Genomic DNA, 21,084 nt, shown 5'->3' on the forward strand with positions numbered 1-21,084 from the left:
CACCTGGCGCAGCAGGTATACTGGCTGGCGTTTGCCCTTCAGGATACCTGCCCCATGCCGACCGATGCGTTCGACCTCAAATCCCTGATCCGCCCGGTAACGGACTTTCCCAAGCCGGGGGTGATCTTTCGCGACATTACCCCGCTGTTCCAGTCCCCTCGGGGCCTGCGCCACGTTGCCGACCAATTCATCGAACGCTATGTCGAGGCTGACTTCAGCCATGTCGGGGCGCTGGATGCGCGCGGCTTCCTGATCGGCTCGATCATTGCCCACCAGCTCAACAAGCCGCTGATCCTGTTTCGCAAGCAGGGCAAGCTGCCGGCCGATGTGCTGGCCGAGGGTTACCAGACCGAATATGGCGAGGCGTTTCTGGAAGTGCATGCCGACAGCCTGTGCGAGGGCGATGCGGTGCTGATCATGGATGACCTGATCGCCACCGGCGGCACCCTGCTGGCAGCGGCCAGCCTGATACGGCGCATGGGGGCGGCCGTGTTCGAGGCGGCGGCGATCATCGACCTGCCGGAGCTGGGCGGCTCGCAGAAGCTGCAGGCGGCAGGGGTGCAGACGTTCTGCCTGACCGAGTTTTCGCTCAGCGAATATTGAGCGCGCACTGACCCCTTCGCCAGCAAGGCTGGCTCCTACAAAGGCCGCATGCTCTTGTAGGAGCCAGCCTTGCTGGCGAAGGGGCCCCGCACGCTCACAGCGCGATTGGTTTACGCCCCGCGAACGAATGCGCCAGCGTTCCGCCATCCACCAGTTCCAGCTCCCCGCCCAGCGGCACACCATGGGCGATGCGTGAAGCCACCAGCCCCTTGTCCGCCAGCAGCTGCGCGATGTAATGCGCCGTGGCCTCCCCTTCCACCGTGGGGTTGGTGGCCAGGATCACCTCGGTGAAGCTGCCCTGCTCGGCAATGCGCGCCAGCAACTGCGGAATCCCGATGGCCTCCGGCCCCAGGCCGTCCAGTGGCGACAGATGCCCCTTGAGCACGAAGTAGCGGCCGCGATAACCGGTCTGCTCCACCGCGTACACGTCCATCGGCCCCTCCACCACGCACAGCAGGGTGTCGTCACGCCGTGGGTCGGCGCACTGCGGGCACAGCTCCTGCTCGGTCAGGGTGCGGCACTGACGGCAATGCCCCACCCCCTCCATGGCCTGGCTCAACGCCTGGGCCAGGCGCACGCCGCCGCTGCGGTCACGCTCCAGCAGTTGCAGGGCCATGCGCTGGGCGGTTTTCTGACCCACACCCGGCAGCGTGCGCAAGGCGTCGATCAGTTGGCGAATCAAGGGGCTGAAGCTCATGGTAAAAGGCCTGGCAGATCATCGGTTGAACGGAAAAACGACGATGGGAGCGACAACCGACTGGCTGTGCTCCCACCGAGGGTCACGCAGGCAATGCCTCAGAACGGCATCTTGAAGCCCGGCGGCAGTTGCATGCCGGCGGTCATGCCGCCCATCTTTTCCTGGCTGTTGGCCTCGACCTTGCGCACCGCATCGTTCACGGCCGCAGCGATCAGGTCTTCCAGCACTTCCTTGTCTTCCTGCATCAGGCTGTCGTCCAGGCTGATGCGCTTGACGTCATGGCGACCGGTCATCACCACGCTGACCAGGCCGGCGCCCGATTGGCCGGTCACTTCGGCGTTGGCCAGCTCTTCCTGCATCTTGGCCATTTTTTCCTGCATCTGCTGTGCCTGCTTCATCAGGCCGGCCATGCCACCTTTCATCATGGGAATCACCTCGGTATCAAGTTACTTGGCACACCGCGGCAGACCGCGGTGCTGGGGTAAACGGATTAGTCGCCCTGGGCCACCAGGGCGTCGACAGGTTCAATAGTATCGTGACGCACGGTGGCGCCGAACTGCTGGATCATCTGCTGGATGAACGGATCGTTCTCGATCGACGCCTCGGCCTCGCGCTGACGGTCGGCACGCTTGCGCGATGCGGCCTGGGCCGGGGTTTCCTGCTCGGGGCGTATCAGCTCGATGCTCAGGTTCAGGGTACGCCCAAGGTGCTGGTTGAGCGCATCGTTCAGGCGCCGCTGCTGGGTGGCGTTGAACAGGGCGCTGTGCGCCGGGTCCAGGTGCAGCAGCCAGTTGTCGCCGTCCATCGCGATCAGCGTGCAGTTGGCGGCGATGCTGGCGGTCATGCCCGAAATCGGCAGCAGCGGGAACATCTCCAGCCATTGCAACGCCAGGCCGGTGGCCGGTTGCGCAGCAGGCTCTGGCTCGGGCTCCGGTGCAGGCTCCGGCGCGGTCTCGCTGGCCAGCTCGTCCAGGTAGCTGTAGCCCACCGGGTCGATCTCGGCGTCGTAGTAATCTTCGTCCAGCGGTGGCTCGTCGTCGCGCTCCATGCCCGCCGGGCTATAGCTGGCGTGGTCGGCGATCGGTGGCTCATCGTGATGCGCGATGGCCGGCGCGGGCGCGGCTGGCACGGGCGCAGCAATCGCCTCGGGTTCAGGTTCGGGCTGCGGCTCGGGTTCCGGTTCGGGTTCAGGCGCCGCAGCGAGTTCGGGCGCAGGCGCGGCCGGCTCGTTCCAGGGCAGGTCGACCTCGGGCACGGGCGGCTCGGCAACCTGCGCTTGCAGTACTGGCGCAGCCTGCACCGGCGGCTCGGGTTCGGGCTGCGGGCGGGCAACAGGTTCGGCAACGGGCGTGGGCACGACCGGTGCAGCCACCACCGGCGCGGCGACCGCTGCCACCGCGGGTGGGGAGTCAGCTGTGGCCTGGCTGATCCCCGTCGACTTTAGCGTCGGTGTCGGCGCATCGACGGTGTCGGCCGGGCGGAACGCCAACATGCGCAACAGCACCATCTCGAAGCCGCCACGCGGGTCGGGGGCCAGCGGCAGATCGCGCCGGCCGATCAGGCCCATCTGGTAATAGAACTGCACATCTTCGGCCGGCAGAGCGCCGGCCAGCGCCAGCACGCGGTCACGATCACCCTGGCCGTTGTCCACCGCCTCGGGCAGCGCCTGGGCCACCGCCACGCGGTGAAGCACATTGAGCATTTCAGACAGCACGCCGTTCCAGTCCGGCCCCTGCTCGGCCAGGTGCCGCACGGCTTCGAGCAGGGCTCGTGCGTCCCCTTCGAGCAGGGCCTGGAGCACGCCATAGACCTGGCCGTGATCGAGGGTGCCGAGCATCGCGCGCACATCCGCCGCCAGCACCTTGCCTTCGCCAAAGGCGATGGCCTGGTCGGTGAGGCTCATGGCATCGCGCATCGAACCGTCGGCGGCGCGGCCCAGCAACCACAGGGCGTCGTCTTCGAACGGCACGTTCTCGACCCCAAGCACATGGCTCAGGTGCTCGACCACCCGCTCGGGGGTCATGTTCTTGAGCGAGAACTGCAGGCAGCGCGACAGGATGGTGGCGGGCAGCTTCTGCGGGTCGGTGGTGGCAAGAATGAACTTGACGTAGGGCGGCGGCTCTTCAAGCGTCTTGAGCAAGGCGTTGAACGAGTGGCTGGAGAGCATGTGCACTTCGTCGATCAGGTAGACCTTGAAGCGCCCGCGGCTTGGCGCGTACTGCACGTTGTCGAGCAGCTCGCGGGTATCCTCGACCTTGGTGCGGCTGGCGGCGTCGATCTCGATCAGGTCGACGAAGCGCCCCTCGTCGATCTCGCGGCACACCGAACAGGTGCCGCACGGTGTCGAGGTAATGCCGGTTTCACAGTTGACGCATTTGGCGATGATGCGCGCGATGGTGGTCTTGCCCACCCCGCGGGTACCGGTGAACAGGTAGGCGTGGTGCAGCCGCTGGTTGTCCAGCGCGTTGATCAGGGCCTTGAGCACATGGGTCTGGCCGACCATTTCGCGGAACGAGCGCGGACGCCATTTACGTGCAAGAACCTGATAACTCATCGAAAACCGTCGGATAGATAGACCAAAGACCGCTAATCCTAGCGGAGCAGGGGCAAAAATGCATCCGCCGTGCATGGGCACGCCGGCCAGTCACCGTTGATCGGACAACGGCCCGGGCTGGCCGGTTGCCTGTCCTCTGACTGAACACGCGCCAGGCAAAGCTTGGTAACCTATGTGCCAATCGTGAAACAAACTGATATATGTCAGCACGACTTATCAGTCATTTCCTACAAGCTAGGCTAAGCTTTATGCCGTTCGTGCCGACCTTGTTCAAGAACGGCATCCATCGTGCAGATGCGCTGCACAGGCAGCGACAAAATAGTCAAACTTATGGCGGTATTTTTTTAACTCGGCGAAAATGCGAAAAACCAGCCCAGAAATAAACAAAATATTGACACTATCAGTTTGATATCACACATTAGCATCCTAGCAGTGTGACAGACCTTATCTGCCCCAGCAGTTGATCAGATAGCCGTAGGCCGGGATTACACATATGAGTCATGCAGACGACATTGGAAATCTGTTCACCAGGTTTGGGGCAAGTGCGGACAGCTATAAAGAAATCGACACCGAGTTCGAATACTTCGAACCCGCGCTGACGGTGGCTGAACCGATCACACCTGCTGCCGCGCCCGAGCCGGTTGCCCCGGTGGCCGCGACCCTGGCGGCCCTGAAGCTGCCGCCGACCCTGGCATCGGTGCCTGCGCCGGTACAGGCACCAGCTCCTGCGCCGGCAGTCGTTGCGGTGCCCGCGCCCGTGAAGCGTATACCGCCCGCTCCCGAACCGGCTGCACAGCCCGCCGGCGCCCCCCTGTCGCTGCGTGAACAACTCGAAGCGGCGGCTCGCCTGCGCCATGCCACGGCCCAGGGGCTGAATCAGGGTGCACTGGAGCATGCCATGCACAAACCGGCACCGACACGCCCCCAGGCCAGCATCATCGCTGTGGTTTCGGCCAAGGGTGGTGTGGGCAAGACCACCTTTGCCGCCGCGCTGGCCAAGCTGCTGGAGCGCCCGCACGGTCGCGTGGTGGCACTGGACCTGGACCCGCAGAACAGCCTCGCCAGCCAACTGATGCTGCCGCGTACCGCCCCCGGTCTGAGCCAGGCTACCGACAGCGACGAACCCTGGAGCATCCACTGCCACCCGGTGCCCGACTCGACCGCCGAATGCCTGCCATTCGGGCACGCCGACGCCACCCAGTTGCGCAGCCTGGAGCAGCGCCTGGCCAACCAGCCTGGCTGGCTACTGCAGCAATTGGCAACGCTGGCACTGACACCCGCTGACGTACTGATCATCGACATGCCCACCGGCGCCACCCCATGGCTTGCGCCAGTGCTGGAGATGGCCGACCAGGTGGTGGCCCTGACCCTGCCGACTCCAGCCGCCTACCGCGTGCTGGATGAACTGCAGGCCTGGCTTGCGCCCCTGCACCAGCGCAGCCCCGCGCCGCGCTGCGGCTACCTGATCAACAAGGTCGACCCCACCCGCGCGCTGGACCTGGACATGTGCCAGGTACTGCGCCAGCGCATCGGTCGCGAGCTGCTGGGCATGGTCCGTCTCGACCACAGCCTGGACGAAGCCCAGGCCTTCGAATTCGATCCGTTCGTCAAGGTGCCCGACAGCCCTGCCTGCCAGGACCTGCGCGACGTGGCGCATGCCCTTGGCGCCCACCTCGCCCATCACCACCAACAGTCCGGTACCCCATGACCGCCCCCTTAGACCAGGCGTCTGCAGTGCAGGCGCCCAACACGGTTGCGCGCTTGAATGTCTGGCTCGAACGCTTCGGGCAATGGCCCGCCCCGGTGCTGCGCGCGCTGAAGATCGGTGCCGGCCTGATCGGCGCCCTGCTGCTAGTGGCCGTGGTCACCGCACCCCTGGAGCTGGAGCGTCAGTTCGCCTTCGCCGCCCTGTGCTTCGCCGGCCTGCTGATACTGCGCAAGCTGCCCGGGCGCCTGCCAGTGCTGGCCATGGTGGTGTTGTCGCTGGTGGCCACCCTGCGTTATGTGTACTGGCGCGTCACCGACACGCTGGGCTTCGACAGCTGGCTGGACATCGTGTTCGGCTACGGCCTGGTGGCAGCAGAGTTCTATGCCCTGGTGGTGCTGGCGTTCGGCTACATGCAGACCGCCTGGCCCTTGCAGCGCAAGCCCAAGATTCTTACCCAGGACCCCAAGGACTGGCCCACGGTGGATGTGTTCATCCCCACCTACAACGAAGCGCTGAGCATCGTGAAGCTGACGATCTTCGCCGCCCAGGCCATCGACTGGCCGCGCGACAAGCTGCGCGTGCACGTGCTGGATGATGGCCGCCGCGACGATTTTCGCGAGTTCTGCCGGCAGATCGGGGTCAACTACATCGTGCGCGCCGACAACGTCCACGCCAAGGCCGGCAACCTCAACGAGGCCCTGAAGGTCACCGACGGCGAGTACATCGCCATTTTCGACGCCGACCACGTGCCCACGCGCTCCTTCCTGCAGGTGGCGATGGGCTGGTTCCTGAAGGACCCGAAACTAGCCCTGCTGCAGACCCCGCACTTCTTCTTTTCGCCCGACCCGTTCGAGAAGAACCTCGACACGTTCCGCTCGGTGCCCAACGAGGGCGAGCTGTTCTACGGCCTGGTGCAGGACGGCAACGACCTGTGGAACGCCACCTTTTTCTGCGGCTCGTGTGCAGTGATCCGCCGCAGCCACCTGCTGGAAGTGGGCGGCGTGGCCATCGAGACGGTGACCGAAGATGCGCACACCGCGCTCAAGCTCAACCGCAAGGGCTACAACACCGCGTACCTGGCGATCCCCCAGGCTGCGGGCCTGGCCACCGAGAGCCTGTCGCGGCACATCAGCCAGCGCATCCGCTGGGCACGCGGCATGGCGCAGATCTTCCGTACCGACAACCCGTTCATCGGCAAGGGCCTGAGCTTCGGCCAACGCGTATGCTACGTGAACGCCATGCTGCACTTCTTCTACGGCCTGCCGCGCCTGGTCTTCCTGACCGCGCCGCTGGCGTACCTGATCTTCGGCGCGCAGATCTTCCACGCCTCGGCGCTGATGATCACCGCCTACGTACTGCCGCACATCTTCCACGCCAGCCTGACCAACTCGCGTATCCAGGGGCGCTTTCGCCATTCGTTCTGGAACGAGGTCTACGAGTCGGTGCTGGCCTGGTACATCATGCGCCCGGTACTGGTGGCGCTGATCAACCCCAAGCTTGGCGGCTTCAACGTGACCGACAAGGGCGGCATCATCGACAAGGAATACTTCGACTGGGAGCTGGCGCGCCCCTACATCATCCTGCTGACCCTGAACCTGATCGGCATGGTGTTCGGTGTGGTGCAACTGATCTGGGGCGACCCGGCCGCAGCCATCACCATCATCATCAACCTGGCCTGGACGATCTACAACGTGATCATCACCAGCGCTGCCGTTGCGGTTGCCAGTGAAACCCGCCAGGTGCGTTCCGAGCCGCGCGTGCGCGCCGAGCTGCCGATTCAGGTGCAGACCGCCGACGGCACCACCATCGACTGCACCACCGTGGACTTCTCGCAAAAGGGCGTGGGCTTCAAGCTTCCCGAGGGCCAGAGCCTGCACAAGGGCCAGGACATCCAGGTGATCCTGATGCGCAAGCAGCAGGCCTGCGTACTGCCGGCCACCGTGGTGTTCAGCCGTGGCGCCATGGTCGGGGTGCAGTTCAAGCCGCTGACCTTGCGCCAGCAGAGCGACTTCGTGCGCCTGACCTTCTCGCGGGCCGACACCTGGGCCGCAACCTGGGGTGGCAGCAAGCCCGACACCCCGTTGAGCGCCCTGCACGATGTGAGCCGCATCGGCGTGCGCGGCATCATGGACCTGGCCCAGGCGACCCTCAGCGCCTTGCGCCATCGTCGCTACAAGCGCAAGCAAGCCCCCACCCACCTCGAACCTTCGTTGGACTCGCAATGACCGTCATGCTTCATACCGACCAACAAGTGAACCTGTCGCGCCGTTCTCGCCGTCTGCTCGCCGGCTCGCTGCTGTGCCTGGGCAGCCTGCTGCAACCTGCCCAGGCCGATGAGGTCGCGGCCAGCGCAGCGGCGCCCGCCACGGAGCCCGCCGCCAGCGAAACGGCGCCGGCGGCACCGGATGCGGCTGGCGAAAAGTACCAGCTCAGCCTCAAGCAGCTGGGCAAGAACTACACCATGAGCCTGCGTGGCGTGGAGTCGACCGACACGGTCAACTTCGACGTGCGGGCCGACGAGGTGGTGACCGGCGCGCAACTGACCCTGCAATACACCTATTCGCCAGCGCTGCTCAGCGACCTCTCGCAGATCAACATCATGGTCAACGACGAAGTGGCCGCCAGCCTGCCGTTGCCCAAGGAAAACGCCGGCGTCCTGCAAAAGCAGGTGATCGACATTCCGCCGTACCTGATCACCGAGTTCAACCGGCTCGGCGTGCAGCTGATCGGCCACTACACCATGCAGTGCGAAGACCCGCTGCATTCGAGCCTGTGGGCCAAGATCAGCAACGAAAGCCAGCTGAGCCTGCAGGTCAAGCCGGTGGTGCTGCCCAACGACCTGGCCCTGCTGCCGCTGCCGCTGTTCGACCGTCGCGACCCACGCGCCCTGAGCCTGCCGTTCGTGTTTGCCGTAGCCCCCGACAACACCACCCTCGAAGCGGCGGGCGCGGTGTCGTCGTGGATCGGTGCACTGGCCAGCTACCGTGGCGCAAACTTCCCCACCAACCTGCACAGCCTGCCCGCCAGCGGCAACGCGGTGGTGCTGGTCAACACCGCCGAGGCCAACCAGGTCGAGGGCCTGACGCTGCCCGACCTCAAGGGCCCGACCCTGTCGCTGGTGAGCAACCCCAACGACCCGCACGGCAAGCTGCTGGTCATCGCCGGACGCGACAGCGCCGAACTCAAGCGCGCCGCCACCGCCCTGGTGATCGGCTACCGCAGCTTCTCCGGCCCCAGCGTGCAGATCGACACCGTCAATGCGCTGCAGCCACGCCAGCCGTATGACGCGCCCAACTGGCTGCCGACCGATCGCCCGGTGCGCCTTGGCGAGCTGATCGACCCGCGTCAGCTCAATGTGTCGGGCTACAACCCCGGCATGATCACCGTGCCGGTGCGCCTGCCACCCGACCTGTTCAACTGGCGCGAACAGGGCGCCCGGCTGGACCTCAAGTACCGCTACACCCCACAGCAGACCTCGTCCAACTCTTCGCTGCTGGTGAGCTTCAACGACACTTTCATCAAGTCGATGAACCTGCCCTCGATCGAGCGCCTGGGCGGCGGCGACAGCCTGCTGGCAGCCCTGAAGAAAGACGACAGCATCGCCCGCGAGGCGAGCATGCTGCTGCCGCTGGACTCGGTCGCCCTGCAGTCGCGCCTGCAGTTCCGCTTCATGTACGACTACATCAAGCAGGGTGAATGCCGCGACATCATCATCGACAACATGCGCGGCGCCATCGACCCGGACTCCACCCTGGACCTGAGCGGCTACGACCACTTCATCGCCATGCCCAACCTGGGCGTGTTCAAGGACAGCGGCTTCCCGTTCACGCGCCTGGCCGACCTGTCCGACTCGGCGGTGATCCTGCCCGACAACGCCGGCAGCGCCGACTGGAGCGCCTACCTCACCGTGCTCGGACGCTTTGGCGACTCCACCGGCTACCCGGCCACCGCCGTCACCGTGGCCCAGGCCGGCCAGGTCGATGCCCTGGCCGACAAGGACCTGCTGGTGCTGGCTTCCGGCGACAACCAGCCACTGCTCAAGACCTGGGCCGACTACCTGCCCAGCAGGACCCAGGACGCCAGGCATTACGTGGAGTTCTCCGACCTGCCGATGCGCCTGCGCGAATGGATCAGCCCCGATCCCAAGGCCAACCTGCGCGCTGCGCGCGGTGCGCTCACCTTCACCGGCGAGAACCGCAGCTCGTACGTCACCGGGTTCGAGTCGCCGCTCAAGAGCGGGCGCAGCGTGGTGGTGCTGTCCAGCCCGCAGCCGCAAAACCTGGTGGAGGTCACCGACGCCCTGATCGGCGGCGAACAGTACACCCAGGCACTGCAAGGCAGCCTTGTGGTGATCAACGGCAGGAATGTCGAATCGCTGGTGGCCGAGCAGGCTTACTACGTGGGGCACCTGGGGCCGTTCCGTTACATCCAGTGGCTGCTGTCCCAGCATGTACCGGCGCTGCTGCTGTTGACCCTGCTGGGGGTTGCCCTGGTCAGCCTGGTGGCGTTCTTCTCGCTGCGCGCCCAGGCCAAACGTCGCCTCAACATCGAGTAATCGCATGCCTCTGCCAACCGGACACACCGCACCGTTGCCCGCCAGGCGTTCGCGCTCGCTGCTGCGCCGCCTGCTGGGCGCCAGCGCCCTTACCCTGCTGCTGCCCGGCGTGAGCCAGGCCAACAGCTGCCAGGCCGACCCCTGGCCGTTGTGGCAGGTGTTTCGCCAGCACTTCGTGCAGCCCGACGGGCGCGTGCTCGATGCCAGCACGCCGCAGCAGCACAGCTCGTCCGAAGGCCAGTCCTACGCGATGTTCTTTGCCCTGGTGGCCAACGACCAGGCCAGCTTCGACAAGCTCTGGCTGTGGGCCAGCAACAACCTTGCCGGTGGCGACATCAAGCAGAACCTGCCGGGGTGGATCTGGGGCCTGGACGACAAGGGCCAGTGGCGCCTGCTGGACCACAACTCGGCCTCGGACGCCGACCTGTGGTTCGCCTACGCGCTGAGCGAGGCCGCGCGGCTGTGGAACACCCCGGCCTACAACGCCCAGGCTGCCCAGCTGCTGGCCAATATCAAGGCCCGCGAAGTGGCCGAGCTGCCGGGCCTGGGCATGATGCTGCTGCCCGGCGTGGAGGGCTTTGCCAAGCCCGATCACTTCTGGCAGCTCAACCCCAGCTACCTGCCGGTGCCTGTGCTGCGACGCCTGGCGGTGGTCGACCCCAAGGGGCCGTGGAGCCAGATCGCCCGCAGCACCGCCAGCCTGATCAAGGGCGTGAGCCACAACGGCTATGTGGCCGACTGGGTGGGCTACCGTGGCACCGGCCCGGACAAGGGCCTGTTCGTGATCGACCCGGTCAAGGGCGAAACCGGCAGCTACGACGCCATCCGCACCTACCTGTGGGCCGGCATGACCCCGGCCAAGGACCCACTGGCCAAGCCGATCCTCGACAGCCTCGACGGCATGGCACGCAGTGTCGCGACCCACGGCGTACCGCCAGAGAAAGTGCAGGTGCAGGCCAATACCAGCAGCGGCGATGGCCCGTTCGGCTTTTCTGCCGCCCTGCTGCCGTATTTCAAGGCGCGCCAGCAACCCTGGCTGCAGGAGCAGCAGCGTGCCCGTGTCGACCAGCTGATGAGCAAAAGCCTGAGCCCCGAAGCGCTGCAGGCCAGACAACCCCCTTACTACGACTTCGTGCTGAGCCTGTTCGCCCTCGGCTTCATGGATGATCGTTACCACTTCCTCGACGACGGGAAGCTGCAACCACTCTGGGAGACTTCATGCCCTCGCGCCGCCAAACCCTAGCCATTGGGGTGCTTGCCGCCCTGATCCACAACAGCAGCTTTGCCGAGCTCAGCGAGAACGGCAAGGTCCTGCTGGAACAGGGTCAATACTGGCAGGCCCGCAAAGACACCACCCGCGCCACCGAGGCATGGCGCAAGCTGCTGCTGATCGATCCGCAGCAGGCCGACGCGTTGTACGGCCTTGGCCTGCTGGAGCTTGATGGCAATCGCCCGCAGGGCGCCAAGCGCTACCTCGACCAGCTCAGGCAGGCGCACCCCGGCGAGCGTCAGACCCTGTTGCTGCAACAGGAGATCGCCCTGCACAGCGCCGATAACACCGCGCAACTGGAGCAGGCCCGCCAACTCGCCGAATCGGGCGAGCTGGATCAGGCCGTGGCGGCATACCGCACGCTGTTCGGTGGCAGTGCACCGCAGGGCGAGCTGGGCCTGGAGTTCTACAGCTACCTGGGCTACACCGCCACCGGCTGGCAGGAAGCGCGCCAGGGCCTGGAGCGCCTGCAGGGCCAGTCGCCGGACAACCCCAAGATCAAGCTCAACCTGGCCAAGCTGCTGCTGCGCAACGAAAGCACGCGGGTGGAGGGCATTCGCCGGCTGGCGTCCTATGCCAACGACCCGGTGATCGGCAGTGAATCGATCGAGGGCTGGCGCCAGGGCCTGTCCTGGCTGGGTGCGCCGCGCCCCGCCGAGGTGCCGTTGTTCGATGCCTACCTCAAGGCCTACCCGGACGACGAAGAGATCCGCAACCAGCTCAAGAGCGGTGCCCGTGCCAGCCAGGCCAGCGCCGTCCAACGCCAGAACAGCCACCTGGTGCGCGGCTTCAAGGCGCTGGACGCCAACGACCTGCCCCAGGCCGAGCAGTCGTTCCAGGCCCGTTTGCGCGAGCAGGCGCAGGATGCCGACGCCCTCGGCGGGCTGGGCATCGTGCGCCAGCGCCAGGGCCGCCTGGGCGACGCCGATGCACTGTTCAAGCAGGCCATCAGCCGTGGCAACAGCAGCCGCTGGCAAAGCGCCCTGCAAGGCAACCGCTACTGGGTGCTGCTGGACCAGGCCAATGCCGCCCGCGACGCCGGCAATCTGCAAGACGCCCGCGAGCTGCTGCAACGCGCCATCGCGATGAACCCGCGCCCGGTGCAGGGGCCTGTCAGCCTGGCCGATCTGCAGGCCGCCCAGGGTCAGTTCGACAGCGCCGAAACCACCTATCGCCAGGCCCTGAGCCTGGATGCCGGCAACCCCGATGCGCTGCGCGGGCTGGTCAGCGTGCTGGCGCAGAACGGCAAGCTGGGCGAAAGCCAGCGCCTGATCGACGGGCTCAGCGATGCCCAGCGCGAACGCCTGGGCGACCTGCGCGTGCTGCGCGCGGCCATCGCCGTAGGCCAGGCCCGCGACGCCGAGCGCAGTGGCGACCTGGCCGGCGCTCGCAAGGCGCTGGAAGAGGCCGTGCGCAACGACCCGCAGAACGTGTGGGCGCGTTACGACCTGGCGCAGGTCTACCTCAAGAGCGATGCCTCCGGCAAGGCGCGCCAGACCATCGACGAGATGCTCAAGGCCAACCCGCAGCGGGCCGAGGCGCTGTATGCCAGCGCGCTGTTCTCCAGCCGCCTGGGCGAGTGGCAGTCGGCCCAGCGCAGCCTGGCGCAGGTGCCCGCGGCCCAGCGCAGCGCCGCCATGCACACCCTGGCCGAAGAGATCGAACTGCACCTGCTGACCCGCCAGGCGGCAGACCTGGCCAAACAGGGCCAGCGCCAACAGGCCATGAAGCTGCTGCAACGCGCCGAACCGGCAGCGGCCAACAACCCCGGCATGCTCTCGGCGCTGGCCGCGACCTATATCGATATCGGCCAGACCGAACATGCGCTGGGCATGCTGCGCACCGCCATTGCCCAGAGCAGCACGCCCTCCCCGTCCCTGCGCCTGGCCTATGCCGGCGCACTGCTCAAGGCCGGTGACGACGTGCAGGTGAACCAGATTCTGCGCGAGCTGCGCAGCCAGCCACTGCAGGCCGGCGACCAGCGCAGCTACGACGACCTGGTGTTCCAGTACACCGTGCGCCAGGCCGACCTGCTGCGTGAAAAGGGCGACCTGGTGGCCGCCTACGACACCCTCGCCCCGGCCCTGGCGCAACGCCCGCAAGACCCGCAGGCAGTGTCGTCGCTGGCGCGCATGTACCTGGACAACCGCAACCCGGCCAAGGCGGTGGAGCTGTTCACCCCGCTGCTGCGCCAGTACCCGGACAATGCCGACGTGCAGATGGGCGCCGCCCAGGCCTTCGTACAGGCCGGCGATGCCGACAAGGCCGAGCGCGCCGTTGAAAAGGCCCTGCAACTGGCCCCGCAGAACCCGCAGATTCTCACCAGTGCTGCCGGCTATTACCGTGGCCGCGGCAAGCTGGCCAAGGCCGAGCAGCTGTATGCCCAGGCCCTGGCCTTGCAGGCGCCGCCGGAGCAGAACGTGCTCAACCCCTTCGGCCAGGCGATTGCCGTCAACCCCTTCGTCGGCCAACCGGGCCAGCGCAAGCAGTCGCGCCTGAGCGAAACGGTGCTGGCCGAGATTCCCGAGCCGGCACAGACCCAGGTCAGCAGCCGCGCCAACGAGGCGTTCGACGCACCGGTGCTGCTGGCCAGTCGCGACAGCGAACCTGGCCTGCGCACGGCCAGCCAGGCCACGCCGCAGCTCGCCACGCCGGCACCGGTCGACCCGCGCGCCGCGCTGCAGACCGAGCTGGATACGATTCGCGAGGCGCGCAGCCCGCAGATCAAGCAGGGTGTCACCTTTCGCAGTAACGACAGCGAATCGGGGCTGGGCAAGATCACCGATGTAGAGGCGCCGCTGGAGATCAGTTTCCCCGTCGGCGACGATCGCATGGCCTTGCGCGTTACCCCGGTATCGCTCAACGCCGGAGGCGTGAGCAGCGACCCGGCGAATCGCTTCCGCTTTGGCGGCTTTACCGCCGAGCAAATTGCCAACCTGGCCAATGCTGGCACCGAAGCACAGATCGAGCAGGCAGCCTCCGACCTGTTCTTCGGCAGCACCGGCAAACAGAAGGATTCGGGCGTCGGCTTCGCGGTAGCCTATGAGAACCCGTCGCTAGGGCTCAAGAGCGACCTTGGCGTAAGCCCGGTCGGGTTCCTCTACAACACCGTTGTCGGCGGCATCAATCTGGATCGCCCGTTCAGCGAAGGCAGTAACTGGCGTTACGGGCTCAACCTGTCAAGGCGTTCCGTGACCGACAGCCTGACATCCTTTGCCGGTGCCCGCGACGCGCGCAGTGGTCTGGAATGGGGTGGTGTGACTGCCAACGGGGGTCGCCTGCAAGTGGGCTACGACAATCAGCGCTACGGCGTCTACGGCTACGGATCCTGGCACAAGCTGATCGGTCATAACGTCGACGACAATACCCGCACCGAACTGGGCAGCGGTATCTACTGGTACCTGCTGAACAACCAGGACCAGCGCCTGACTGCGGGCTTGAGCGTTTCGGGTACCCACTACGCCGAGAACCAGAGCTTCTTCACCTATGGTCACGGCGGCTACTTCAGCCCACAGAACTTCTTCTCCATCGCCATTCCGGTGAACTGGGCCCATCGCGGGCCGGACTGGAGCTACCAGGTCAACGGCTCAGTCGGCATGCAACATATCGAGCAGGACGGCGCACCTTACTTCCCGCGAGACCCGCGTCTGCAATCGGCGTTCGATCAGGCGTCGCAGCTTCTGGCTGAAAACGACGTCGACTTTCGCACCCGTTACTCATCTCAAAGCAAGACCGGCATCGGCTACTCGCTGGGCGCCAGTGGCGAATACCGGCTGGGCGATGGGTTCTTCTTCGGCGGCACCCTGGGTGTGGACAACGCCCGCGACTACCAGCAATGGACCGGTGGCCTGTACCTGCGCTACCTGTTCGACGACGGCCGCGGCGCCATGCCGTTGCCCGTCAACCCGTACCGTTCCCCTTATTCGAATTGATTTGCAGGAGTATCAACCATGGCTAGTTCACTTCTCGCAGGCCTGACCATTCTGATGATCGGCGACAGCCACCTGGCGACCCCCGATTACCTGATCAAGAGCCTGCACGACAACCTCGTGCAGCAAGGTGCCCAGGTGCACTCGCTGGGTATCTGCGGCGCCAATGCCGGCGACTGGCTCAAAGCCACCCCTGGCACCTGCGGCGGTGCCGAGCGCCGTGGCACCGAAAAGCCCGTGGTACTGGGCAGCAAGGCGGCCACCCGGCCGATCGGCGACCTGATCAAGGCCGACAAGCCGGACCTGGTGGTCGTGGTGATGGGCGACACCATGGCCAGCTACACCAAACCGGCCTTCCCCAAGGCCTGGCTGTGGCAGCAGACCACCAGCTTTGCCAAGGAAATCGCCAACACCGGGGCCAAGTGCGTATGGGTCGGCCCCAACTGGGGGACCGAAGGCGGCAAGTACGGCAAGACCTACGCCCGCGTCGAACTGACCTCCAAGTTCCTCGCCGCCAACGTGGCGCCGTGCGACTACGTCGACTCGCTCAAATTCTCCAAGCAAGGCGAGTGGGCCACGGTCGACGGTCAGCATTTGACCGCCCCGGGCTACCTGGCCTGGAGCAAGAAGATCAGCGAAGAGATCGTCAAGGCGCCGGTCGTGACGAGCATCAAGAAATGAAGCGCGCCCTGCACGCTGTACTGCTGGCCCTGCCCGCCGCCCTCGGCGCGGGCCTGGCCCAGGCCGAGATCGCGCTGTACCCCACCGGCCCCAGCGAAGACTCGGCGTTCTTGCGCTTCGTCAATGCGGCCCCCGGCACCCTGCAACTGGTGGCGGACGGCTCCAGGGCCAGCCTGCAGCTGGACGCGGCCAAACCGGTGTCGGCGTACCTGCCGGTACCGGCCAACAAGGCCATCAAGGGCACCCTGAGCCGTGACGGCCAGCGCTCGGCCCTGCAGCTGAGCGTTGCTCCTGGCGAATTCGCCACGGTAGTCGCCCTGCAGGACGCCAGCGGCATCCGGCAACGCGTGGTACGCGAGCAACCCGAGGACTTCAATGCGCTGAAGGCTTCGCTGGCCTTCGTCAACCTCGACCCTTCCTGCCAGGGCGCAAGCCTGCGCCCTGCCGGGCGCACGGCGGACCTGTTCAAGGACGCGCCAGAGGCCAGCGTGCAGCGTAGATCGATCAACCCGGTGAAGCTGTCGGTGCAACTGGTGTGCGCCAATGCCAACGTCGGCGGCCCGGTGGACCTGGGCGAACTCAAGGCCGGCGAGCGCTACAGCGTATTGCTGCTGCCCACGGCGAGCGGCCCGCAGCTTGTGCCCGTCACGGACACGCTCTCCAACTGATCGGACGTCTTCACCACCATGGTATTCGCCTCACTCGAGTTCCTGACGCTGTTTTTGCCGATCTTCATGCTGGTGTACGCGCTGAGCCGTCCGGCCTGGCGCAACGGCGTACTGCTGATCGGCAGCTGGCTGTTCTATGGCTGGCTGAGCCCGCTGTTCCTGCTGCTGCACATGGCGCTGACCGTGGTCGCGTGGGTTGGCGGGCTGCTGGTGAACCGCAGCCATGAGGACTCGCGCGGGCGCATACGCCTGCTGGCCGCGCTGATCGTGTTCAATACGCTGGTGCTGTGCTGGTACAAGTACGCCAACATCCTGGCCGCCAACTACAACGAGCTGATCACCTATTACGGTGCATTGCCGATGGAGTGGCAGCGGGTGGCGTTGCCGGCGGGGCTGTCGTTCATCGTGCTGCAGGCGATTTCCTACCTGGTGGATGTGCACCGCCATACCGTGCCGGTAGAGCGCAGTTTCGTGAACTTCGCCACCTACATCTCGATGTTCGGCCACTCGATCGCCGGCCCGATCATCCGCTACGACTGGGTACGCCGCGAGCTCAACCAGCGCTACTTCAACTGGCAGAACTTCTCGCTGGGCGCGCGCCGCTTCATGATCGGCATGTGCATGAAGGTGCTGGTGGCCGATACCCTGTCGCCGCTGGTGGACGTGGCCTTCCACCTGGACAACCCGTCGTTCCTGGACGCGTGGCTGGGCTGCCTGGCGTATTCGCTGCAACTGTTCTTCGACTTTGCCGGCTACAGCTGCATGGCCATCGGCCTGGGCCTGATGCTGGGCTTCCACTTTCCCGAGAACTTCAACCGCCCGTACCTGGCCAGCAGCATCCAGGACTTCTGGCGGCGCTGGCACCTGTCGCTGTCGAGCTGGCTGCGCGACTACCTGTACATCGCCCTGGGCGGCAACCGTCACGGCACCTGGAACACCTACCGCAACCTGTTCCTGACCATGGCCATTGCCGGCCTGTGGCATGGCGGGGACAGCTGGAACTACCTGCTGTGGGGCTCGGCCCACGGTATCGCGCTGTGCGTCGACCGGGCCTGGAGCCGTTCCAGCCTGCCGGCGATCCCCAAGGTGCTGTCGCACACCCTGACGCTGCTGTTCGTGTGCCTGGCCTGGACGCTGTTCCGCGCCCCGGACTTTCATACGGCGCTGTCGATGTACGCCGGCCAGTTCGGCCTGCACGGCTTTGCCCTGGGCGAGGCACTGGCAGCCACCGTACGCCCGGTGCACGGTCTGGCGGCGTTGCTGGGCGTGGCGTGCATCATCCTGCCGATCTGGCAGGCACGCGCCGAGCACCGCTTCGCCAGCCGCGCGTGGTTCGTGCATGCCGCTGCCCTGTGGCCCGTGGCCGGCTTCGTGCTGTCGTTCGCGTTGATCGCCAGCCGTGATTCGGTCCCCTTCCTGTACTTCCAGTTCTGATGACGATGAAGACACCTCCTCCCAGTACAGCGCCCACGCCCCCCAGTGCACTGGCCCTGCGCACCAGCCCGATCGCCGGCGTCACCCTGGCGCTGTTCCTGGGTGCCGGCCTGCTGTCGTGTGGCTGGCTGGTGGCCAGCGGCAAGCTCGAGCTGATGCCCGACAAGCACCTGTCCAATGGCCAGGTGCTGCACGGCGAAATCACCCACCGCATTGCCAAGGAGCTGGCCAAGGCGCCGCTGCCGAGCGAGGCCGCCGACCTGGAACGGGCCGGCAGCTGGCTGCTGCTGGGCGACACCGGGCCGCGGGTGCGGCCGGGCTGCACGCAGTGGCTGTTTCTGAGCGATGAACTCAAGCTCGACCGGCACGCGGCCGACAACGCCCAGGCCAAGGCCGATGCGGTGATCGCCCTGCAACGCAGCTTGCAGCAACGGGGTATCCGCCTGCTGGTGAGCGTGGTGCCGGACAAGAGCCGTATCGCCGCCAGCGAGCTGTGCGGGTTGACTCGCCCCACGGCCTCGCAGGCGCGCATCCAGCAGTGGGCGCAGAAACTCCAGGCGGCCGGCGTGACCACCCTGGACCTGACTGCCAGCCTGCAGCCGCTGGGCGCCAGTGCGTTCCTGCGTACCGATACCCACTGGAGCGAAGCCGGCGCCCAGGCCGCTGCCCAGGCCATTGCCGAGCAGGTCAAGGGCATGGGCTTGAGCGCCACCCCCAGCAAGACCTTCGACACCCGCCAGGAGCCTCTGGCACCGCGCCCCGGGGACCTGGTGCGGCTGGCCGGCATCGATTGGCTGCCAGTGGCCTTGCAGCCGCCACAGGAACAGGTGGCGCCAACGGTCATCACCGAGCGGGCCGAGGCCGTCAGCGATGCGGGCGATAATCTCGATGACCTGTTCGGCGACGACAACCTGCCGAACGTCGCGCTGATCGGCACCTCGTTTTCGCGCAACTCGAGCTTTGTCGGCTTTCTGCAACGTGCGCTGTCGGCGCCTGTGGGCAACTTCGCCAAGGACGGCGGCGAATTCTCCGGAGCCGCCAAGGCCTACTTCGACAGCCCGGCGTTCAGGCAGACGCCGCCACAGCTGGTGATCTGGGAGATACCCGAGCGCGACCTGCAGACGCCCTATGCGGGTGACGTGCAGCTGCCCTCCAAGCCATGACGCACCACGCCCGCTGCGCGCGTTGACACGGCGCGGCGGGCGCTGGCGACTGCTCAGGCAAGCTTTTTCAGATCTGCCGCTGAATCGAACGTGGTGAAGTGGTAGATGCCGTGGATCTTCTCCAGCTGGCAACACCAGCCCTCCTGCTCGCCGGCTTGCACCACGAACCTCAGTTCTTCGATACCCGCCATATTGGCGGCAGCTTCGAGCAGGGTCTTGACGCGCTTTTCGACAAGGGCGTCGTAGGCCAGTTCGTATGACTTCTCCCAGGTGGCGTCGGCATTGCGAAATCGCTTCCAGTTATCGTCCTTGAGCACCTTGCAAAAGGCCACGCGCTGAACTTCGCCAGTATTGGACAGGTCGAGGGACAACAGGCAGAGGGTCATGGTGGGCTCCCATAAGCAGTGAAATTCCCTTGCAACCTAGTCACTCACTTTTCATCCATCAATGCTAAATGGCCATCACCTGAGAGTTAAAATAATTCAAGAATTTACCAAAAAACAGCAACTAAACAACTTAGCCAAGGCCATGTAGGAAAGTTACTACGCAAAGAAACACGAGCTATAAAGTCTTTTTATGGAACAAAGGGCTTTCAGGCACTTTAAAATAAACAGAAACATTCAAAGGCGTGCCGTTTCGGCGCAATTACAGCGTCTTGAAGCGAGCGCTGCGCTTCTGCAATCATGCCCGCCGGGCGCTGCCAGCGGGCAGCGTCGTCCCTTAGCGCACCGCACAAAGGAATGACTCAATGATCAGGGTATTGCTTTCGCTGGACCTCACCAACAAGGAATCGGAACGAGACAACTTCAACAACTTCCTGGCAGAACAACAATGGAAGAAGTTGGCTGGTGTGAATACCGTCTGGGCCATCGAGTATGATGATTTCAGCCAGACCAACGAGCAACATGTGACAAACGTCAAAAGAGACCTGTCCAAAGTGCTGCTCACCGCGGCACGGGAATTCAAACCGGACCGTATTACCTACGTTGCACAGATAGCCAACATTGAATGTATCGGGCGCTACATCTACCGGGAGGGTGGCGATTACAAGGCGTTCATTTACGAGCCCTGCTGATAGCGCTGAAGAGAGTGAGGTGTCTGCGACAGTGATCCGGTCGCAGGCATTTTTCGTGCGCGCGAAGGGAAAGCAGTGCACTGCATGCGTATTCGGAGGAAAGGGAACTGGATAGAGGCGGCCCCTGGCAGACAAGGGCTTGCGTTATGGAGGCAACCCCACCAGCCACCCCCCGGCACACGATGTTCCCGCTGTGGCTGCTCCCTTCCGGGCCTGACCAAGTCGCATGCAAGCATGCTCGGGAATCAATGCGGGCCTTATGGGTCAAGGGTTTCAGGCTGATGAAGTAGCAAGCCATCTACCCCTGCAGACACTCAGCACGGTCGCTCAAAACTTGGGGTGTAGCCAGCACTGTCACACTTTGCTGTAACACTTTGGTGTCACACCCATGGCCTATCACACATCATTGAATGGGCAAGGACCAACGAGCGAGGAAAAACCTTCGAAGGACAGGGGCGAGTCGATATCAGAGTATCGTGGTGAGCTCTTTGACCTTTCCAAGGGGCTGACCAACAGCGAGGGTAGGCTCTTGTTAATGGGGTACGCACAGCAACAGCAAAAACTGCGGGAGTTTGGCGCACTGGTGTCTGAATACCATCGTTACTCATCCCGCAATAACGAACAGATAAAATCGACGGAGTTGGAAGCATGGCTCCTAAAAATTCTGGATGGTCGAGAGGCGCTGTATGCATCACTGAACAAAGCCTACAGCGCTGAATCGTGGCGCAACCTGTAATTGCTCCACCG

General features: G+C 65.0%; 16 protein-coding genes and 1 other RNA gene. 12 read left to right on the forward strand and 5 right to left on the reverse strand.

Annotated elements, in window-relative coordinates:
* Positions 1-54 precede the first annotated feature (54 nt).
* On the forward strand, positions 55-603 hold the full coding sequence (locus MF6396_RS10280; protein WP_054915581.1) for an adenine phosphoribosyltransferase: 549 nt from the start codon (positions 55-57) through the stop codon (positions 601-603).
* A gap of 94 nt (positions 604-697) precedes the next feature.
* On the opposite strand, the gene recR is transcribed toward MF6396_RS10280, so the two are convergent.
* The 3 genes from recR to dnaX form a co-directional block, all read right to left on the reverse strand.
* Entirely contained in the window at positions 698-1,300 is a 603-nt protein-coding gene (recR, locus tag MF6396_RS10285; RefSeq protein ID WP_078480240.1) for a recombination mediator RecR, read from the reverse strand.
* Positions 1,301-1,398: 98 nt separating this feature from the next.
* Positions 1,399-1,725: a YbaB/EbfC family nucleoid-associated protein gene (locus MF6396_RS10290; RefSeq protein WP_010226011.1), complete on the reverse strand. Its 327-nt coding sequence runs from the start codon at positions 1,723-1,725 to the stop codon at positions 1,399-1,401.
* A 65-nt stretch (positions 1,726-1,790) separates the two neighbouring features.
* Positions 1,791-3,854, reverse strand: a complete 2,064-nt coding sequence (gene dnaX, locus MF6396_RS10295; RefSeq protein WP_078480241.1) for a DNA polymerase III subunit gamma/tau — start codon at positions 3,852-3,854, stop codon at positions 1,791-1,793.
* 493 nt (positions 3,855-4,347) lie between these two features.
* Between dnaX and bcsQ the strand changes: the two genes are divergently transcribed.
* From bcsQ to MF6396_RS10340, 9 genes are read left to right on the forward strand one after another with little or no spacing between them, the layout of a single operon-like run.
* Positions 4,348-5,562: a cellulose biosynthesis protein BcsQ gene (gene bcsQ, locus MF6396_RS10300; RefSeq protein ID WP_078480242.1), complete on the forward strand. Its 1,215-nt coding sequence runs from the start codon at positions 4,348-4,350 to the stop codon at positions 5,560-5,562.
* Entirely contained in the window at positions 5,559-7,787 is a 2,229-nt protein-coding gene (bcsA, locus tag MF6396_RS10305; protein ID WP_043862371.1) for a UDP-forming cellulose synthase catalytic subunit, read from the forward strand. Before bcsQ ends, bcsA begins: the two co-directional genes overlap by 4 nt.
* Positions 7,784-10,117 carry a cellulose biosynthesis cyclic di-GMP-binding regulatory protein BcsB gene (bcsB, locus tag MF6396_RS10310; protein WP_043862370.1) on the forward strand — a complete coding sequence of 778 codons (2,334 nt, stop codon included), beginning with the start codon at positions 7,784-7,786 and terminating at the stop codon, positions 10,115-10,117. Before bcsA ends, bcsB begins: the two co-directional genes overlap by 4 nt.
* A 4-nt stretch (positions 10,118-10,121) precedes the next feature.
* Positions 10,122-11,360, forward strand: a complete 1,239-nt coding sequence (gene bcsZ / locus MF6396_RS10315) for a cellulose synthase complex periplasmic endoglucanase BcsZ (RefSeq protein ID WP_078480243.1) — start codon at positions 10,122-10,124, stop codon at positions 11,358-11,360.
* The gene (locus tag MF6396_RS10320) at positions 11,336-15,319 is read left to right on the forward strand and encodes a cellulose biosynthesis protein BcsC (RefSeq protein ID WP_078480244.1); all 3,984 of its coding nucleotides are present in this window, start codon (positions 11,336-11,338) and stop codon (positions 15,317-15,319) included. Before bcsZ ends, MF6396_RS10320 begins: the two co-directional genes overlap by 25 nt.
* A gap of 18 nt (positions 15,320-15,337) precedes the next feature.
* Positions 15,338-15,997: an SGNH/GDSL hydrolase family protein gene (locus MF6396_RS10325; protein WP_043862368.1), complete on the forward strand. Its 660-nt coding sequence runs from the start codon at positions 15,338-15,340 to the stop codon at positions 15,995-15,997.
* Positions 15,994-16,665 (forward strand): alginate O-acetyltransferase AlgF, encoded by a 672-nt coding sequence (locus MF6396_RS10330; protein WP_078480245.1) that lies wholly within the window; start codon positions 15,994-15,996, stop codon positions 16,663-16,665. Before MF6396_RS10325 ends, MF6396_RS10330 begins: the two co-directional genes overlap by 4 nt.
* Before the next feature lie 18 nt (positions 16,666-16,683).
* The gene (locus tag MF6396_RS10335; RefSeq protein ID WP_043862367.1) at positions 16,684-18,099 is read left to right on the forward strand and encodes an MBOAT family O-acyltransferase; all 1,416 of its coding nucleotides are present in this window, start codon (positions 16,684-16,686) and stop codon (positions 18,097-18,099) included.
* On the forward strand, positions 18,099-19,262 hold the full coding sequence (locus MF6396_RS10340; RefSeq protein WP_078480246.1) for an alginate O-acetyltransferase AlgX-related protein: 1,164 nt from the start codon (positions 18,099-18,101) through the stop codon (positions 19,260-19,262). The genes MF6396_RS10335 and MF6396_RS10340 overlap by 1 nt, the downstream gene beginning before the upstream one ends.
* 53 nt (positions 19,263-19,315) lie before the next feature.
* On the opposite strand, the gene MF6396_RS10345 is transcribed toward MF6396_RS10340, so the two are convergent.
* Complete coding sequence (locus tag MF6396_RS10345; RefSeq protein ID WP_043862365.1) at positions 19,316-19,648, reverse strand: hypothetical protein; 333 nt, start codon at positions 19,646-19,648, stop codon at positions 19,316-19,318.
* Positions 19,649-20,010: 362 nt separating this feature from the next.
* On the opposite strand from MF6396_RS10345, the gene MF6396_RS10350 reads away from it, so the two are divergent.
* Positions 20,011-20,337 carry a hypothetical protein gene (locus tag MF6396_RS10350; RefSeq protein WP_043862364.1) on the forward strand — a complete coding sequence of 109 codons (327 nt, stop codon included), beginning with the start codon at positions 20,011-20,013 and terminating at the stop codon, positions 20,335-20,337.
* Between the two features lie 163 nt (positions 20,338-20,500).
* Here MF6396_RS10350 and ffs read toward each other — a convergent pair.
* Positions 20,501-20,585, reverse strand: an RNA gene (gene ffs, locus MF6396_RS29450) — signal recognition particle sRNA small type.
* A 140-nt stretch (positions 20,586-20,725) separates the two neighbouring features.
* Between ffs and MF6396_RS10355 the strand changes: the two genes are divergently transcribed.
* Entirely contained in the window at positions 20,726-21,073 is a 348-nt protein-coding gene (locus tag MF6396_RS10355; RefSeq protein ID WP_078480247.1) for a hypothetical protein, read from the forward strand.
* Positions 21,074-21,084 lie beyond the last annotated feature (11 nt).

It is taken from the genome of Pseudomonas sp. MF6396, assembly GCF_002018915.1.
Taxonomy (GTDB): Bacteria; Pseudomonadota; Gammaproteobacteria; order Pseudomonadales; family Pseudomonadaceae; genus Aquipseudomonas; species Aquipseudomonas palmensis.

Coding starts and splice junctions, on each gene's coding strand:
- bcsZ (WP_078480243.1), top strand. CDS start 10,122: ATGCCTCTGCCAACCGGACACACCGCACCGTTGCCCGCCAGGCGTTCG.
- recR (WP_078480240.1), bottom strand. CDS start 1,300: ATGAGCTTCAGCCCCTTGATTCGCCAACTGATCGACGCCTTGCGCACG.
- MF6396_RS10320 (WP_078480244.1), top strand. CDS start 11,336: ATGCCCTCGCGCCGCCAAACCCTAGCCATTGGGGTGCTTGCCGCCCTG.
- dnaX (WP_078480241.1), bottom strand. CDS start 3,854: ATGAGTTATCAGGTTCTTGCACGTAAATGGCGTCCGCGCTCGTTCCGC.
- bcsB (WP_043862370.1), top strand. CDS start 7,784: ATGACCGTCATGCTTCATACCGACCAACAAGTGAACCTGTCGCGCCGT.
- bcsA (WP_043862371.1), top strand. CDS start 5,559: ATGACCGCCCCCTTAGACCAGGCGTCTGCAGTGCAGGCGCCCAACACG.
- MF6396_RS10330 (WP_078480245.1), top strand. CDS start 15,994: ATGAAGCGCGCCCTGCACGCTGTACTGCTGGCCCTGCCCGCCGCCCTC.
- MF6396_RS10290 (WP_010226011.1), bottom strand. CDS start 1,725: ATGATGAAAGGTGGCATGGCCGGCCTGATGAAGCAGGCACAGCAGATG.
- MF6396_RS10355 (WP_078480247.1), top strand. CDS start 20,726: ATGGCCTATCACACATCATTGAATGGGCAAGGACCAACGAGCGAGGAA.
- MF6396_RS10345 (WP_043862365.1), bottom strand. CDS start 19,648: ATGACCCTCTGCCTGTTGTCCCTCGACCTGTCCAATACTGGCGAAGTT.
- MF6396_RS10350 (WP_043862364.1), top strand. CDS start 20,011: ATGATCAGGGTATTGCTTTCGCTGGACCTCACCAACAAGGAATCGGAA.
- MF6396_RS10280 (WP_054915581.1), top strand. CDS start 55: ATGCCGACCGATGCGTTCGACCTCAAATCCCTGATCCGCCCGGTAACG.
- MF6396_RS10325 (WP_043862368.1), top strand. CDS start 15,338: ATGGCTAGTTCACTTCTCGCAGGCCTGACCATTCTGATGATCGGCGAC.
- MF6396_RS10340 (WP_078480246.1), top strand. CDS start 18,099: ATGACGATGAAGACACCTCCTCCCAGTACAGCGCCCACGCCCCCCAGT.
- bcsQ (WP_078480242.1), top strand. CDS start 4,348: ATGAGTCATGCAGACGACATTGGAAATCTGTTCACCAGGTTTGGGGCA.
- MF6396_RS10335 (WP_043862367.1), top strand. CDS start 16,684: ATGGTATTCGCCTCACTCGAGTTCCTGACGCTGTTTTTGCCGATCTTC.